Below are 15,553 nucleotides of genomic sequence, written 5' to 3' on the forward strand. Positions count from 1 at the left end.
CCATGACCACCCTCACCCGCCGCACCGCCTTCGGGCTGGCCGGCGCCTCCCTGATCCTGCCGCGCTTCGCCATTGCGCAGGCGGACCAGCGCCCGACCATCACCATCGCGGTGCAGAAGCTGGCCAACACCAACACGCTGGAGACGCTGCGCGAGCAGTCCAATGTCGGCACGCGGACCTGGAACAGCTATGCCGAGACGCTGATCGAGCAGAGCTGGACCGGCGACCTCGGCCTGAAGCCGGCACTCGCGGAATCCTGGCGCCGCATCGATGACCGCACGGTGGAGCTCTCGCTCCGCCGCGGCGCACGCTTCCATGACGGGCGGGAGATGACGGCCGAGGACGTCGCCTTCTCCTTCAGCGCGCAGCGCATGGGCTGGGGCATGACGGTGGAGCAGGCGCGCAACCTGTTCGCCGTGATCCCCGGCCAGAATCCCGGCCGCACGCCGCCGCCGGAGGTGCTGGCCGTCGCCCGCCGCACCTACCCGGCCTTCGAGCGCATCGAGATCGTGGACCGCCACACCGTGCGCTTCGTGAACAAGGTGCCGGACGTCACGCTGGAAGGCCGCATCAGCCGCAATGTCGGCGCCATCTTCTCCCGCGACGCCTTCGAGAAGGCTGGCTCCTGGCTCGACTGGGCGCGCCGGCCCATCGGCACCGGCCCCTATCGCGTGGCGGAATTCCGCCCCGACCAGTCGCTGATCCTGGAAGCCTTCGATGACTACTGGGGCGGCCGCCCGCCGATCGCCCGGCTGCGCTTCATGGAAGTGCCGGAGGTCGCGTCGCGGATCAACATGCTGCTGTCCGGCGAGGCCGATTTCGCCTGCGACATGCCGCCCGACCAGATCGCGACGGTGGAACGCAACCCGCGCCACCAGGTGGTCGGCGGGCCGATCATGAACCACCGCCTGACGGTGTTCGACAAGAACCACCCGGTTCTCGCCAACCCGCTGGTGCGCCGCGCCTTCACCCACAGCATCGACCGCGACGCCATCACCGCCGCGCTGTGGGATGGCCGGGCGCCGGTGCCGAAGGGGCTGCAGTTCGGCTTCTACGGCGACATGTTCCTGTCCGACTGGGCCGTGCCGAAATACGACCTGGCGGAGGCCCGCCGCCTGCTGCGCGAAGCCGGCTACCGGGGCGAGGCCATCCCCTATCGCCTGCTGAACAACTACTACACCAACCAGACGGCGACGGCGCAGATCCTGGTGGAAGGCTGGCGCCAGGTCGGGCTGAACGTGCAGATCGAGATGCGGGAGAACTTCCCACAGGTGCTCTCGCGCGAGGGCCAGCGCGGCGTGCGGGATTGGTCGAACAGCGCCAGCTTCAACGACCCCACCGCCTCGCTCACCGCCCAGCATGGCCCGCAGGGCCAGCAATGGCAGATCGGCGAATGGCGCAACGAGGAATTCGGCCGCCTGTCCGGTGAGCTGGAGACCAGCACGGACCGCGCCCGCCGCCGGGTGGTGTTCCGCCGCCTGCTGGAGATCGCCGAGCGCGAGGACCCTGCCTACACCGTGCTGCACCAGTCGGTGAACCTGACGGCCAAGCGCCGCGACATCGGCTGGAACGCGGCGCAGTCCTTCAGCATGGATTTCCGCACGCGGAATTGGGGAGCCTGAACATGACCAACATCTCCCGCCGTGCGCTGTTCGCGGCGCCGACGCTGCTGGCGATGCCGGCCATCGCGCAGGGCGATGACCGGCCCACGCTGACCATCGCCGTGCAGAAGCTCTCCAACTCGAACACCTTCGAGCCGCCGCGCGAGCAATCCAATGTCGGCTTCCGCATCCATGGCCTCTATGCGGAGCAGCTGGTCGGCACCAACTGGCTCGGCAATGCGGATCTGGTCCCGGGCCTTGCCACCGCCTGGCGCCGGCGGGATGCCTCGACGCTGGAACTCACGCTGCGGCCCGGCGTGCGCTTCCATGACGGTCGGGAGATGACGGCGGAGGATGTCGCCTTCTCCTTCGGCGCGCGCCTGTTCGGCACGCAGGGTTCGAGCGGCGCGGGGCAGTCCACGGTGCTGGCCGGCACCGCGACCAAGGAGCCGCCGGCCGAGGTCATCGCCGTCAGCCGCCGCACCTATCCGGGCCTCGCACGGATCGAGATCGTCGACCGCCACACCGTGCGCTTCGTCAACCGCAGCCCGGATGTGACGCTGGAAGGCCGCATCGCGCAGAGCGTCGGCGCGATCCTCTCGCGCGAGGCCTTTGCCGCCGCGCCGAGCTGGCTGGAATGGGGCCGCGCGCCGGTCGGCACCGGCCCCTACCGCATCGCCGAATTCCGCCCCGACACCGCCTTGGTGATGGAGGCGCATGATGCCTATTGGGGCGGCCGCCCGCCGGCGCGGCGGCTTCGCTTCGTCGAGGTTCCGGAAGTCTCCGGCCGGGTGAATGGCCTGTTCTCCGGTGAATATGACTTCGCCTGCGACATCCCGCCCGACCAGATCAGCGTGGTGGAGCGCAACAGCCGCTTCGAGGTGCTGGGCAGCCCGATCAACAACATCCGCAAGCTGGCCTTCGACAAGTCGAACCCGGTGCTGGCCGATGCCCGCATCCGCCGTGCCATGTCGCATGCGATCGACCGCCAGGTCCTGGTGGATACGCTCTGGGCCGGGCGCACCGTGATCCCGCGCGGCATGCAGCTGGAAAGCTACGGCGCGATGTACCTGCCGGACTGGGAGAACCCGCGCTTCGACCTGGCGGAAGCGCGCCGCCTGCTGCGCGAGGCGAACTACCAGGGCCAGCCGATCACCTATCGCCTGCTGAACAACTACTACACCAACCAGGTCGCCAGCGGGCAGATCGCGGTCGAGATGTGGCGCGCCGCCGGCCTGAACGTGCAGATCGAGATGATGGAGAACTTCGCCCAGGTCACCGCCCGCACCCCGGGCCGAGGCGTGCGCGACTGGTCCAACACCTCGATCTTCGGCGACCCGGTCGCCGGCATCCTGCGCAGCTTCGGCCCGCGCACGGAAGCCGAGCGCACCGGCGAGTGGAGCAGCGCGACGTTCAACGAGACCTCGGCCGCGCTGGAGACCGAGACCGACCTGACCCGCCGCCGCGAGCTGTTCCGCCGCCTGCTGACCATCCTGGAACGCGAGGATCCGGGCTACATCGTGCTCCACCAGGCGGCGGCCTTCACGGCCAAGCGCAAGGACATCCAGTGGCGCGCCGCCAAGGGCTGGGCCATGGTCTTCAGCCAGGGCAACCTGCGGGTCCGCGCATGAGCGCCGCCCTCGTCACCCTCAAGGGCCTTCGTGTCAGCTTCGACGGGCAGGCGGCGCTGCGCGGCATCGACCTTTCGGTGGCGCCGGGCGAATCCGTGGGCCTGGTCGGGGAATCCGGCTGCGGCAAGTCGGTCACCTGGCTCGCCGCCCTCGGCCTGCTGCCGGGGCGCGCGCAGATCAGCGGCAGCGTGAAGCTGGACGATGTGGAACTGCTGCAGGCCCGGCCGCATGTGCTGGACCGCGTGCGCGGCGGCCGCATCGCCATGATCTTCCAGGACCCGGCCAGCAGCCTCAACCCGGTGCACCGCATCGGCAAGCAGATCACGGAGGCGCTGCGCCTGCATCGCGCCATGGGCGGCGCCGCGGCGCGGGCGGAGGCCAAGCGCCTGCTCGACCAGGTCGGCATCCCGGACGCGGCGCGCCGGCTGGATGCCTGGCCGCATGAACTCTCCGGCGGGCAGAACCAGCGCGTGATGATCGCCATCGCGCTGGCCGGCCGGCCGGAACTGCTGGTGGCGGACGAACCCACCACGGCGCTCGACGTCACCATCCAGGCGCAGATCCTGCGCCTGCTGCAGGATCTGCGGCGCGACACCGGCATGGCGCTGGTGCTGATCTCCCACGACCTCGGCGTGGTGGCCGACAGCTGCGAGCGGGTCTGCGTGATGTATGCCGGGCGCATCGTGGAACAGGCGCCCAGCGCGCGGCTGTTCAGCGCCCCCGCCCATCCCTATACCCGCGGCCTGCTGGGCGCGCTGCCGCCGCTGGACGGGCCACGCCGGCGACTTGCCGCCATTCCCGGCGGCGTGCCGGAGCCCTGGGCCATGCCGCCGGGCTGCGCCTTCGCCCCGCGCTGCGCCATGCATGTCTCGGCCTGCGATGCGGCCGCGCCGGAACAGGTCGGCGTGGCGCCGGGCCACCGCGCCGCCTGCATCCGCGCCACCCTGCCCGCCAGCCATCACCAGGCGGCCTACGCATGAGGGACGACGCGCAATTGCTGGTCGCCCAGGGCCTGGTCCGCCGCTACGCCATGCGCCGCGGCTTCCTGGGCCGCAGTGTCGAGGTGCGCGCCGTGGACGGCGTTTCCCTGACGCTGGAACGCGGCCGCACGCTCGGGCTGGTGGGCGAATCCGGCTGCGGCAAATCGACCACCGGGCGCCTGGTGCTCGGCCTCGAAAACCCCGATTCCGGCACGGTCGCCTTCGAGGGAAGGCCGATGCCGGCGCCGAACACCGAGGCCTGGCGCAAGCTGCGCGCCCGGATGCAGATGGTGTTCCAGGATCCGCTGGGCGCGCTGGACCGGCGCCTGCCGATCGGCACCCAGGTGGCGGAGCCGCTGGAGATTCACGCCATCGGCACGGCCGAGGAACGCAGCGCCCGCACCGCCGAGCTGCTGCGCAGCGTCGGGCTGCGGCCGGACCAGGCGGTACGCTATCCGCACGAACTCTCGGGCGGCCAGCGCCAGCGCGCCGTGCTGGCCCGCGCGCTCGCCACCGATCCCGCCATGCTGGTCTGCGACGAGCCGATCAGCGCGCTGGACGTCTCGATCCAGGCGCAGGTGATGAACCTGCTGGTCGAGCTGCAGGAACGCCTCGGCCTCGGCATCCTGTTCATCAGCCATGATCTGCGCGCGGTGCGCCAGGTGAGCCATCGGGTCGCCGTCATGTATCTCGGCCGCATCGTCGAGGAAGGCGAGCCGGACGCGGTGCTGCACGACCCGGCGCACCCCTATGCGCAGGCGCTGGTCTCCGCCATCCCGCATCCGGGCAAGATCGGCCGCGGCATCGTGCTGCAGGGCGACCCGCCCAACCCCGCCGACCGTCCCTCCGGCTGTGCCTTCCACCCGCGCTGCCCGGTCGCGACCGCGCTCTGTGCCCAAGAAACCCCCAGCCTGAAGCCCCGCCCGGGCGATGGCCGCCTCGTCGCCTGCCATGTGGCGCAGGGCGAGGTCGCCCCCGGAGCCGGCCTGATGCGAGAGGCTGCCTGACATGCTGCGATTCTTCGGCAGCCGCCTGCTGCGCGCCGCCGTCACCATCGTCATGGTGGTGACCTTCGCCTTCATCGTGCTGCGCCTGTCCGGCGACCCGGCGCAGATCATCATGGGCGCCGATGCACCACCCGAGGCGGTGGACGCCTTCCGCACCGCCTGGGGTCTCGACCAACCCGTCTGGCTGCAATATTTCCATTACTTCGGCGCCATCTTCCAGGGCGATCTCGGCCGCTCCATGCGGGACGGGCGCGACGCCATCGTGCTGGTGATGGAACGCATCCCCGCCACCCTGGCGCTCACCATCCCGGCGCTCCTCATCAAGCTCGGCCTCGGCATTCCCGCCGGCATCACCGCCGCCCTGCACCGCAACTCCTTCATCGACCGCGCGGTGATGCTGATGGCGGTGGCCGGCTTCACCGTGCCCTCCTTCGTGCTCGGCCTGCTGCTGGTGCTGGTGTTTGCCGTGCAGCTCGGTTGGCTGCCCTCCGGCGGGCAGGAAAGCTGGCGCCACGCGATCCTGCCCATCATCACCATGGGCGTCGGCGGCGCCGCGGTGCTGGCGCGCTTCACGCGCTCCGCCATGCTGGAAGTGCTGGGGCAGCCCTATATCCGCACCGCCTCCGCCAAGGGCGTGCCGTGGCGCGCCGTGGTCTGGGGGCATGCCCTGCCCAACGCCGCCATCCCCACCGTCACCATCGTCGGCTTCATGGTCGGCAGCCTGATCGCCGGCGCGGTCGTCGTCGAAAGCGTCTTCTCCTGGCCCGGGGTCGGCCGCCTGCTGGTGGTGGCCGTGGCGAACCGCGACCTCGCCGTGGTGCAGTGCATCCTGCTGCTGGTCGCCGCCACCATGGTCACCGCCAACCTCGTCGTGGACCTGCTGTATGGCCTGCTGGACCCGCGGCTCCGCAACCAGCCCAAGCGCGCGACGGGGGCCGCCTGACCATGTCCGACATCACCGCCCCCACCAGCCTCGCCAGCGCCGCGCCGCCGAAGCGCGGCCGCAGCCTGCCGCCGCCCATGGTGCTGTTCGGCCTGACCTGGCTGGCCGCCATGCTGGTCATCGCCCTCGGCGCCGACCTCCTCAGCCCCTACAGCTACACCGCGCTCGACCTGCGCAACCGCCTCTCGCCCCCCGCCTTCATGGGCGGCACCTGGCTGCACCCGCTGGGCACGGATGAACTCGGCCGCGACGTGATGGCGCGGCTGATCTACTCCATCCGCATGAGCCTGCTGATCGCCTTCGGCGCCACCATCATCGGCGCCGTCATCGGCACCACGCTGGGCTTCCTGGCCGCGCATTTCCGCGGCTTCGTGGAACAGGTGGTGCTTGCCCTGGTGGACTTCTCCGCCAGCCTGCCCTTCCTGATCCTGGCGCTGTCGGTGCTCGCCTTCTTCGGCAACTCCATGGTGCTTTTCATCTGCCTGCTCGGCCTGCACGCCTGGGAACGCTATGCCCGCATCGCCCGCGGCCTGGCCATCTCCGCCGGCGCGCAGGGCTATGCGGCTGCGGTGCGCCAGCTCGGCGCCTCCCCCTGGCGCATCTACGGGCGGCACGTGCTGCCGAACATCGCCTCCACCCTCATCGTTTCCATGACCCTGGCCTTCCCGGAAATCATCCTGCTGGAATCGGGTCTCTCCTTCCTCGGCCTCGGCGTTCAGCCGCCCGCCACCTCGCTCGGCTCCATGGTCGGCTACGGGCGCGAATACCTCACCCGCGCGCCCTGGATCCTGCTGGCCCCAGCCTTCACCATCATCCTCACCACCCTGTCCGTCTCCCTCATCGGCGACTGGCTCCGCGACCGCCTGGACCCCACCTTGCGGTGAAGGCCGGGGCGGGGCGGATGGCCTCTGAACCCCCGAACGGATGGGTTTCCAAAGGGCCGCCGCCCTTTGGCGGGGGTGCAGGGGGCAACGCCCCCCGCACGACCTTCGCAACCACCCCGACCCTCACCCACAGGAGTGCCTGAGATGCCGCGGTTTGTCGTGATGGCGTTGGATGGGATGCGGCCGGACCTTGTCTCGCCGACCTTGACGCCGAATGTGGCGCGGCTTGTGGCGGAGGGGGTGCGGTTTGCGCAGGCGCGCAGCGTATTTCCCAGCGAGACGCGGGTGGCGACACCGTCCTTCATCACGGGTTGCCGGCCGGGCGGGCATGGCATGGTCGCGAACACCCTGTTCGATGCGGCGGTGGCGCCGGGGCGGCTGCTGCGGACCAAGCTGGTGGCCGATGTGATGGCCATGGCGCAGGGCCGCGAGAGCCCGCTGGAGCGGCCGAGCCTGGGCGAGCGTCTGGCGGAGGCGGGGCTGTCCTTCGCGCTGGTCAGCGCGGGTTCGGCCGGTGCGGCCCGGCTGCTGCATCCGGCGGCGGAGCGGCTGGGTGGCTTCCGCTGGAACGTCGAGGATGTCGATGGCGAGGCGGCCGAGCGGGTGCGGGACCGGCTGGGTCCGACACCGCCCCATGTGGTGCCGAATGTCGCGCGGCTGGAGCATGCGGGGCGGGTGCTGCTGGAGGTGGTGCTGCCGGAGCGCCGGCCCGATGTGGCGCTGCTGTGGCTGTCCGAGCCCGACATCGCCTTCCATTGGGGCGGTCTGCTCTCGCCCGCGGCGCGGGAAGGGCTGGCGGCAGCGGATGCCATCGTGGGCCGCGTGATGGCCTGGCGGGATGCGCAGCCGGACGCGGCGGAGATCGGGCTGCTGGTGATCTCCGACCACGGCCATGTCACCGGCGTCGGCAAGCTGTCGCTGGCCGAGGAGCTCCGCAAGGCCGGCTTCCGCGCCGGCACCGGCATGGCGCCGGATGTGGATGTGGTGGTGGCGCCCGCCGCCGCGCCGGGGCTGTGGTTCCGCGACCCGGCCATGGCGCCGCAGGTGGCGGAGTTCCTGTCCCGCCAGCCCTGGGCCGGCCCGCTGCTGGCGCGCGACGCGTCCATCCTGCCCGCGGGCCAGGCGCTGCCGCTGTCCCTGCTCGGCAGCGGCCATCGCCGCAGCGCCGATCTGGTAGCAACCTTCGCCGGCACCGAGACGCCGGATGCCTGGGGCCTGCCCGGCACGGCGCCCTTCGACGCGCCGGACGTGCCCGAGGGCGGCGGCATGCATGGCGGCCTGCACCGCGCCGAGCTTGCCACCGTGCTGGTGATGCAGGGCGGTCCGTTCCGCCGCGGCGCGGTCGCCGAAACCCCCGCGGACCTCACCGACATCGCCCCCACCCTGCTGCACCTGCTGGGCCTGGGCTCCGAGGGCTGCGAGGGCCGGCCGCTGGCCGCCGCCTGGGATGCCGCACAGGACAGCCCGCCCCTGCACGAGGTGATCGAACTGCCCCGCGGCTTCGTGCTGGAGGCGATGCAGGCCGCGCCCGCCGGACGGCTCTACCCGACGGCGATGCGACGGGGGTAGGGCAAGCGTCCAAGCGAACGCAGCCTGCTGGGGCAGTGCCGGTTGTTCGCAGCGCGGGCGGGCCAGAGCCCGACTGCCGGCAACCAGCGCCCCCCCAGACTACCGCACGGCGCCGGGCGCCCCAGCGCGCCGGCGGCCGGCCGCCAGTTGCCAGGCCGCGACGCCGCCGAGCATGCCGAGTGCCAGGGCCAGCCGGGCCGGATCCGGGATGGCGTGCAGGAAGGCCACGGCCAGGCCGGTGCCACCGAGCAGCAGGCGCAGCGGCATCGCCATCGGCGCCAGCAGCCAGCCGGCCCAGGCGCTGGTGAACAGGGTCAGCGCCCCTGCCATGATGGCGATGGAGGTGGCGATCTGCACCAGGCCGCCGCGCATCATGATGCCCGGGTCGTAGATGAAGGCGAAGCCCACCGCGAAGCCGGCGATGGCGAAGCGGGAGGAATGCAGCGCCGTCATCAGCGGGCTGGCACGGGCGATGGCGGCGGCGGCGAAGGCCGCAGCCGCCACGGGGGGCGTCGTATCCGCCAGCACCGCGAAGTAGAAGACGAACATGTGCGCCTGCAGCGTGTCCACGTTCAGCGCGGCGCCCAGTTCCAGCACCTGCGGCACGCCGATGGCCGCGGCGATGATGTAGCTCGGCGTGGTGGGGATCCCCATGCCCAGCACCAGCACCGTCAGCGCCAGCAGGACCAGCAGGATGGGCAGGCTGCCGCCGGCAAGTTGCTTGATGATGCCGCCGAAGGCGACCACCATGCCGGTGGCCGTGAGCGCGGAGACGACGATGCCGGCGCCAGCGATGGTCACCGCCAGCGGCGCCATGGTCAGCCCGGCCTGGGCCAGGGCGTTGACGATCTGCCAGGGCGACATGCGGGACCGCCGCCGCAGCATGGCCACGCCGACCATCGACAGCGTTGCCGCGAAGGCCGCGAAATTGCCGGACCAGCGCTCCGTCATCAGCCAGACCAGCACGCCGATCGGGATCACCAGATGGGCGTCGGCCAGCACCTCGCGCCAGGCCGGAATTTCGTGCAGCGGCACCGGTGCCAGGCCGAGCTTCTTGGCCTCGAAATGCACGGCGGCGAGGATGGCGAAGTAGTACAGCACCGCCCCGGCCGCGGCCGCGACCAGGATGTTGCCGTAGGGGATGTTGGTGATTTCCGCCATGACGAAGGCGGCCGCCCCCATCACCGGCGGCATCAGCGCGCCGCCGACCGAGGACGCGCTTTCGATCCCGCCGGCGACGGCCGGGCGGTAGCCCACGCGCATCATCAGCGGGATGGTCATGGACCCGGTGGTGATGACGTTGGAGACGGAGGAACCGCTCATCGTCCCGAACAGGCCGGAGGTGACGACGGCGACCTTGGCCGGCCCGCCGGAATAGCGCCCGGCGACGGCGGAGCCGAAATTGGAGAACAGCCGCCCGGTGCCGCTGGCCTGCATGAAGCAGCCGAACAGCACGAAGACGGCGATGATGGTGGCGACGATGCCGGTCAGCGGCCCGTAGACGCCGCCCGCGGTGGGCACGAGCCAGGAGGCCTCGACGATCTCCTCCGGCGTGAAGGGCCGCGCGTTCAGCAGGCCGGGCACCAGCCAGCCCCATTGCATGTAGGCCAGGGAGACGGCGACCATGATGGCCAGGCCGGGTTCCACGGCGCGGCGGATCGCCTCCAGGATGGTGACGATGGCGACCAGGCCCAGCACCATCATGGTGGGGGTGAAGGGGTCGACATATTCCATGCGGTCGGCGACCGCCATCCAGTTCCACATCACCCAGGCATGCGGCACGCCGGAGGCCACCGCCCAGATCCAGTCGAAGACGGAAGGGCGGTGCCGCGGCGATCGCGTCTTGAAGGCCGGGTAGAGCAGGAACAGCAGCGGCGTGAACACCAGCAGGTGGAAGCCGCGCATCTGGATCGGCTCGGGGAACCCGAAGCCGCCGAAATAGAGATGGACCGCGGCTGCCGCCGCGGCCCATGCCCAACAGACCCACTTCAGCGGGCCGGCGAGTTCACGCATGCCCGCGTCCCTGTTCGCGGGTGGCTCAGCCCGGCATCACGCCGGCTTCGCGGAAGGCGCGCGCCGCCCCCGGGTGCAGCGGCAGCCCCTCGTACTTCCAGGCGACGGCCGGGTTGAAGGCGCCCATGGAGGCGTGGATCTGCGTCAGCCGCGTGCCCTTGTTCTTGATCAGCGTCCGGGTCACGCCGTAGGCCACCGGCTCGGGCAGGGATTCATGCACCATGATGACGCTGTCCATCGTCGTCACCTTCAGGTCCGTGCTCTGCAGCTTCGGATAGGTGGCGGCCGGCAGCACGCCCTCGGAATAGGCATAGGCGCTGATCAGGTGCTGGCGGATGTCGTCCGGGAAGCCGACCAGCTGCGCCTCGTGCCTTCCCTGGCCGATTTCGGTCAGCAGCGCGGCCGGCTTGGCCAGCGCGGCGTAGAGGTAGTCCACCTGGCCGTCGGCGAAGGCCGCACCGATATCGGCGTAGGAGCCATTGAGGTAGCGGCCGCCCGAGCTGCGGATCTGGTCCGGGCTGCTGCCCAGGAACTTCAGGATGCGCTGCAGGGTCATCTCGTCGGTCGAGGAACGCTGCGGGCAGGCGATCTTGAGCCCCGGCTGGGTCAGGATCTCGCGCATCCCGGTCGGCCCGCCGGCGCCGACGCGGCGGACCAGATTGTGCTCGGTCGGGCTGTAGCCGCTGCCGAGGCTCATCAGCTTCTCGTGCTTGGCGCGATAGGGCTCGTCGCCGCGGCGGGCGGCGGCGGCGAAGGCATCGATGCCCCAGCCCATCGGCGACTGGCCGTTGTTCACGCGGGTGGAATTGGCCAGGCCGCCGCCCGGCACGACGCGGATGCGGATATCCGGGTTCTCCTCCGCGATCAGCGAGGAGAGGCCGGCGGCCATGGTGTACCAGCCGCCACCGACCGAACCGGCAACCCATTCAAAGGTCTGCTGCGCCTGCGCCGTCCGGATGAAGGGCGCGGCAAGGCCGCCGGCACCCAGCAGAAGCGCACTGCGGCGCGAAATCATCATGGCCATCGAGGGCCTCCCCGTTTCTCAGCATCACGATCATGCGCGGGGTCGCGGCCCGCTTGCAACGGGGCGTTGACGGGATTGTTTCAGCCGCGTCGGAGGAAGGGGCGTGCCGCCGCCACCGCCGGCCCGCAGCCCGGGGTGGCGTCCGCCAGCACATCCTCCGGCGGCAGGGTGCCGATCCAGGCGCGGATCGCGGTGGTCACCCCCCACCAGGGATCCTCGCCGGCCCGTTGCACCAGCGCCGGCGCGGCGCCGCTGGCGCAGACCGCAAGCTGCGCCAGCACCGCCGGCGGCGCCTGGGCGGCCAGCAGCCTGTCCCGCAGGTCCGCCTGCATCGGGCCGACCAGAAAGGTCAGCACCAGCCAGGCCACCAATTCCCCGATCATGCGGCAATACCCTGCAGCGACGGGCACGCCATGCCGTGCGCAGCGCGCTGTTGCAAGCCGGCGCGGCGGGGCGGCATGCTGCGAGCTTCTCGCAGCTGGAGAGAACCATGCATCGCCGCAGCCTGTTGACCGGATTGGGTGCCGCCGGCGCCCTGCAACTTGGCCGGCCGGCGCCGGCGCTGGCGCAGGGGGAGGCCGCGCACACGCTGCGCTTCATCCCGCAGGCGGATGTCACCAGCCTCGATCCGATGAGCACCACCAGCTACGGCGTGCGCAACCACGGCCACATGTGCTGGGACACGCTGTACGGCCCGGACAGCCGCTTCACCATGCGGCCGCAGCTGGCCGAGGGGCATGTGGTGGAAGAGGACGGGCTGCGCTGGGTGTTCACCCTGCGGCCCGGCATCCGCTTCCATGATGGCGAGCCGGTGCGGGCGCAGGACGCGGTCGCCTCCATCGCCCGCTGGTCGGCGCGGGACACGCTGGGCCAGACGCTGCGGGCACGCACCGACAGCATGCGCGCGCTGGACGACCGGCGCTTCGAGATCCGCCTGAAGCAGCGCTTCGGACCGATGCTGGACGCGCTCGGCAAGCCTTCCGCCTATCCCTGCTTCATCTTCCCCGAACGCTTCGCGAATGTGGACCCGACGCGCCCCTTCACCGAGGTGGTGGGCAGCGGCCCCTATCGCTTCGTGGCGGAGGAACGGCTTTCCGGCGCCAGGGTGGTGTACCGGAAGTTCACCGGCTACGTGCCCAACCCGAACCCGCCCAACCTGCTGGGCGGCGCCAAGCTGGCGCATTTCGAGCGCGTCGAGTTCCGCATCATGCCCGATGCCGGCACCGCCGCCAGCGCGCTGCAGGCCGGCGAGGTTGATTGGTACGAGCAGGTGGCACCCGACCTGCGCCCGGTGCTGCAGCGCCATCGCGACATCACGGTGGAGCGCGTGGATGCCGGCGGGCTGATGGCGTCGCTCCGCTTCAACCACCTGCACCCGCCCTTCGACAACCCGGCGATCCGCCGTGCCCTGCTCCATTCCGTCACCCAGAGTGACTTCATGTCCGCCATCATGGGCACCGACCGCGCGCTGTGGAGCGATGGCATCGGCGCCTTCCCCACCTCCTCGCCGCTGGCCAATGACGAGGGGATCTCGGCGCTGACCGGCCCGCGCAGCTTCGATGCGGCCAGGGCGGCGCTGCGCGCGGCCGGCTATGCGAACGAGAAGGTGACGGTGCTGCACCCGACCGACGTGGTGAACAACAACACCATGACCACGGTGCTGACCGATGCGCTGCAACGCTCCGGCCTGAACGCCGAAAGCGCCACCAGCGACTGGGGCACGGTGCTGCAGCGGCGCGGCCGGATGAACCCGCCCGGCGAGGGCGGCTGGAACGCGCTGATCGTGCTGTTCGGCGGCGTGGATCTTGCCAATCCCGGCGTGCACCCGCTGCTGCGCGGCAATGGCCGCAGCGCCTGGTTCGGCTGGCCCACCAGCCCGGCGCTGGAGGGGATGCGCGACGAATGGCTGGATGCCGGCTCGCTGGACCAGCAGAAGGCCATCGCGCGGCGCATCCAGGCGCAGGTCTGGCAGGACACGCCCTTCATCCCGCTCGGCCAGTATTTCGTGGACAGCGCGTGGCGGCGCAGCATCACCGGCGTGCAGAAGGGCATGACGCTGCCGATCAACGTGCGCCGGGCATAGCGCCCGCCGCATGGGGTGGTGTAGGCACCGCCCCATGCTCCGCCAATTCCTCGAATTCTACCGCCCGCACCGCCGTCTGGTGCTGCTGGATTTCGGCTGCGCCGCCGCCTCCGGCATGCTGGAGCTGCTGTTCCCCATGGCGGTGCGTGGCTTCATCGACCATCTGCTGCCGCAGCAGGACATGCAGCTCATCCTGCTGGCCGTCGCCGGCTTGCTGGCGGTGTACCTGCTGAATGCCGGGCTGATGGCGGTCGTCACCTATTGGGGGCATGTGCTCGGCATCGCCATCGAGACCGAGCTGCGCCGCCGCGCCTTCGACCATCTGATGCGGCTGTCCTTCCGCTTCTACGACAACCAGAAGACCGGCCACCTGGTCGGCCGCGTCACCAAGAACCTGGAGGATATCGGGGAAGTCGCGCATCACGGGCCGGAAGACCTGCTGATCGCCGTGCTCACCTTCCTCGGCGCCTTCGCGCTGATGCTTCTGGTCAGCCCGCCGCTCGCGCTGCTCACCGCTGTCATCGTGCCGCTGGTGGGCTGGGTGGTGGCACATTACGGCGGGCGGATGACGCAGAACTGGCAGGCGCAGTTCGGCCGCGTCGGCGCCTTCAACGCCCGCATCGAGGAAGCCGTCGGCGGCATCCGCGTGGTGAAGGCCTTCGCCAACGAGGCGCATGAACGCCGACTATTCGCCGCCGACAACGCGCAGTACCAGCGCACCAAGCTGGATGCCTACCGCATCATGGCGGTCAGCATGACGCTGAACTACCTCGGCATGCGGCTGGTGCAGCTGGTGGTGATGCTGGCGGGCGCCGCCTTCATCGTCGCCGGCAGCCTCTCCATCGGCGACTTCGTCGCCTTCCTGCTGCTGGTCAACGTGTTCTACCGGCCGCTGGAAAAGATCAACGCGGTGATCGAGACCTACCCGAAGGGCATCGCCGGCTTCCGCAGCTTCCTCGACCTGATGGCCACCGAGCCCGACATCGCCGATGCGCCGGAGGCACGGCCGGCGCCGCCGCTCGCCGGCCATGTGCGCTTCGAGGGCGTGAGCTTCGGCTACACGCCGGGGCGCCCGGTGCTGCGCGACCTGGACCTGGCGGTGGCGCCGGGGGAGACGGTGGCCCTCGTCGGGCCGTCCGGCGCCGGCAAGACCACCATCTGTTCGCTGCTGCCCCGCTTCTACGAGGTGGAGGCGGGACGCATCACCATCGACGGCATCGACATCCGGCAGATGACGCTGGCCTCGCTGCGCCAGCAGATCGGCATCGTGCAGCAGGATGTGTTCCTGTTTGCCGGCAGCATCCGGCAGAACATCGCCTATGGCCGGCTGGGCGCCGATGACGCCGCCATCCTGCAGGCCGCCCGCCGCGCCCGGCTGGACACGCTGATCGCGGATCTGCCGGAGGGGCTGGACACGCTGATCGGCGAGCGCGGGGTGAAGCTCTCCGGCGGCCAGAAGCAGCGGCTGGCGATCGCGCGCATCTTCCTGATGAACCCGCCCATCCTGATCCTGGACGAAGCGACCAGCGCCCTGGACACGGAGACGGAGCGCGCCATCCAGCAGGCGCTGGCCGAATTGGCGCGAGGCCGCACCACGCTGGTCATCGCGCACCGCCTGGCGACGATCCGCGACGCCGACCGCATCCTGGTGGTGACGGAACGCGGCATCGCCGAACAGGGCAGCCATGCCGCGCTGCTGGCCGCCGACGGCGCCTATGCAAGGCTGCATGGGGCGCAGATGCAGGCCGGGTGAGCGCGCCCCGGGCGACCCGGACCATGCCGTGGGACAACGATCCGGCGCCTGGGTCGCGCTGCTTT

12 protein-coding genes are annotated in these 15,553 nt (G+C 70.9%); 9 read left to right on the forward strand and 3 right to left on the reverse strand.

From position 1 onward, the window contains the following. The first annotated feature begins 2 nt into the window (after positions 1 to 2). The 7 genes from HEQ75_RS16530 to HEQ75_RS16560 all read left to right on the forward strand — a co-directional run bounded on the left by HEQ75_RS16530 (position 3) and on the right by HEQ75_RS16560 (position 8,615). Positions 3 to 1,622 (forward strand): ABC transporter substrate-binding protein, encoded by a 1,620-nt coding sequence (locus HEQ75_RS16530; RefSeq protein ID WP_168032605.1) that lies wholly within the window; start codon positions 3 to 5, stop codon positions 1,620 to 1,622. A 2-nt stretch (positions 1,623 to 1,624) separates the two neighbouring features. After that, on the forward strand, positions 1,625 to 3,232 hold the full coding sequence (locus tag HEQ75_RS16535; RefSeq protein WP_168032607.1) for an ABC transporter substrate-binding protein: 1,608 nt from the start codon (positions 1,625 to 1,627) through the stop codon (positions 3,230 to 3,232). After that, a complete protein-coding gene (locus tag HEQ75_RS16540; protein WP_168032609.1) occupies positions 3,229 to 4,212 on the forward strand; it encodes an ABC transporter ATP-binding protein in 984 nt (327 codons plus the stop codon). Before HEQ75_RS16535 ends, HEQ75_RS16540 begins: the two co-directional genes overlap by 4 nt. Then, complete coding sequence (locus tag HEQ75_RS16545) at positions 4,209 to 5,219, forward strand: ABC transporter ATP-binding protein (protein ID WP_168032621.1); 1,011 nt, start codon at positions 4,209 to 4,211, stop codon at positions 5,217 to 5,219. Before HEQ75_RS16540 ends, HEQ75_RS16545 begins: the two co-directional genes overlap by 4 nt. 1 nt (position 5,220) lies before the next feature. Further along, a complete protein-coding gene (locus tag HEQ75_RS16550; RefSeq protein ID WP_168032624.1) occupies positions 5,221 to 6,162 on the forward strand; it encodes an ABC transporter permease in 942 nt (313 codons plus the stop codon). 2 nt (positions 6,163 to 6,164) lie between these two features. Next, positions 6,165 to 7,046 (forward strand): ABC transporter permease, encoded by an 882-nt coding sequence (locus tag HEQ75_RS16555; protein ID WP_168032626.1) that lies wholly within the window; start codon positions 6,165 to 6,167, stop codon positions 7,044 to 7,046. A 144-nt stretch (positions 7,047 to 7,190) separates the two neighbouring features. Beyond that, the gene (locus HEQ75_RS16560) at positions 7,191 to 8,615 is read left to right on the forward strand and encodes an alkaline phosphatase family protein (RefSeq protein ID WP_168032628.1); all 1,425 of its coding nucleotides are present in this window, start codon (positions 7,191 to 7,193) and stop codon (positions 8,613 to 8,615) included. Between the two features lie 99 nt (positions 8,616 to 8,714). On the opposite strand, the gene HEQ75_RS16565 is transcribed toward HEQ75_RS16560, so the two are convergent. The 3 genes from HEQ75_RS16565 to HEQ75_RS16575 all read right to left on the reverse strand — a co-directional run bounded on the left by HEQ75_RS16565 (position 8,715) and on the right by HEQ75_RS16575 (position 12,035). After that, the gene (locus tag HEQ75_RS16565; RefSeq protein ID WP_168032630.1) at positions 8,715 to 10,628 is read right to left on the reverse strand and encodes a TRAP transporter permease; all 1,914 of its coding nucleotides are present in this window, start codon (positions 10,626 to 10,628) and stop codon (positions 8,715 to 8,717) included. Between the two features lie 25 nt (positions 10,629 to 10,653). Further along, positions 10,654 to 11,652 carry a TAXI family TRAP transporter solute-binding subunit gene (locus HEQ75_RS16570; RefSeq protein WP_168032632.1) on the reverse strand — a complete coding sequence of 333 codons (999 nt, stop codon included), beginning with the start codon at positions 11,650 to 11,652 and terminating at the stop codon, positions 10,654 to 10,656. 80 nt (positions 11,653 to 11,732) lie between these two features. Then, positions 11,733 to 12,035 carry a hypothetical protein gene (locus HEQ75_RS16575; protein ID WP_168032634.1) on the reverse strand — a complete coding sequence of 101 codons (303 nt, stop codon included), beginning with the start codon at positions 12,033 to 12,035 and terminating at the stop codon, positions 11,733 to 11,735. Positions 12,036 to 12,142: 107 nt separating this feature from the next. Between HEQ75_RS16575 and HEQ75_RS16580 the strand changes: the two genes are divergently transcribed. Together HEQ75_RS16580 and HEQ75_RS16585 are read left to right on the forward strand one after the other, a co-directional pair. Continuing rightward, entirely contained in the window at positions 12,143 to 13,735 is a 1,593-nt protein-coding gene (locus tag HEQ75_RS16580) for an ABC transporter substrate-binding protein (protein ID WP_168032636.1), read from the forward strand. 34 nt (positions 13,736 to 13,769) lie between these two features. Next, entirely contained in the window at positions 13,770 to 15,488 is a 1,719-nt protein-coding gene (locus HEQ75_RS16585; protein WP_168032638.1) for an ABC transporter ATP-binding protein, read from the forward strand. Positions 15,489 to 15,553 lie beyond the last annotated feature (65 nt).

The organism is Falsiroseomonas selenitidurans, assembly GCF_012103215.1.
Classification (GTDB): Bacteria; Pseudomonadota; Alphaproteobacteria; order Acetobacterales; family Acetobacteraceae; genus Falsiroseomonas; species Falsiroseomonas selenitidurans.

Bases quoted from the DNA above. Each gene is read 5' to 3' on its own strand.
- HEQ75_RS16530 (WP_168032605.1), top strand. From the start codon at position 3: ATGACCACCCTCACCCGCCGCACCGCCTTCGGGCTGGCCGGCGCCTCC.
- HEQ75_RS16535 (WP_168032607.1), top strand. From the start codon at position 1,625: ATGACCAACATCTCCCGCCGTGCGCTGTTCGCGGCGCCGACGCTGCTG.
- HEQ75_RS16540 (WP_168032609.1), top strand. From the start codon at position 3,229: ATGAGCGCCGCCCTCGTCACCCTCAAGGGCCTTCGTGTCAGCTTCGAC.
- HEQ75_RS16545 (WP_168032621.1), top strand. From the start codon at position 4,209: ATGAGGGACGACGCGCAATTGCTGGTCGCCCAGGGCCTGGTCCGCCGC.
- HEQ75_RS16550 (WP_168032624.1), top strand. From the start codon at position 5,221: ATGCTGCGATTCTTCGGCAGCCGCCTGCTGCGCGCCGCCGTCACCATC.
- HEQ75_RS16555 (WP_168032626.1), top strand. From the start codon at position 6,165: ATGTCCGACATCACCGCCCCCACCAGCCTCGCCAGCGCCGCGCCGCCG.
- HEQ75_RS16560 (WP_168032628.1), top strand. From the start codon at position 7,191: ATGCCGCGGTTTGTCGTGATGGCGTTGGATGGGATGCGGCCGGACCTT.
- HEQ75_RS16565 (WP_168032630.1), bottom strand. From the start codon at position 10,628: ATGCGTGAACTCGCCGGCCCGCTGAAGTGGGTCTGTTGGGCATGGGCC.
- HEQ75_RS16570 (WP_168032632.1), bottom strand. From the start codon at position 11,652: ATGGCCATGATGATTTCGCGCCGCAGTGCGCTTCTGCTGGGTGCCGGC.
- HEQ75_RS16575 (WP_168032634.1), bottom strand. From the start codon at position 12,035: ATGATCGGGGAATTGGTGGCCTGGCTGGTGCTGACCTTTCTGGTCGGC.
- HEQ75_RS16580 (WP_168032636.1), top strand. From the start codon at position 12,143: ATGCATCGCCGCAGCCTGTTGACCGGATTGGGTGCCGCCGGCGCCCTG.
- HEQ75_RS16585 (WP_168032638.1), top strand. From the start codon at position 13,770: ATGCTCCGCCAATTCCTCGAATTCTACCGCCCGCACCGCCGTCTGGTG.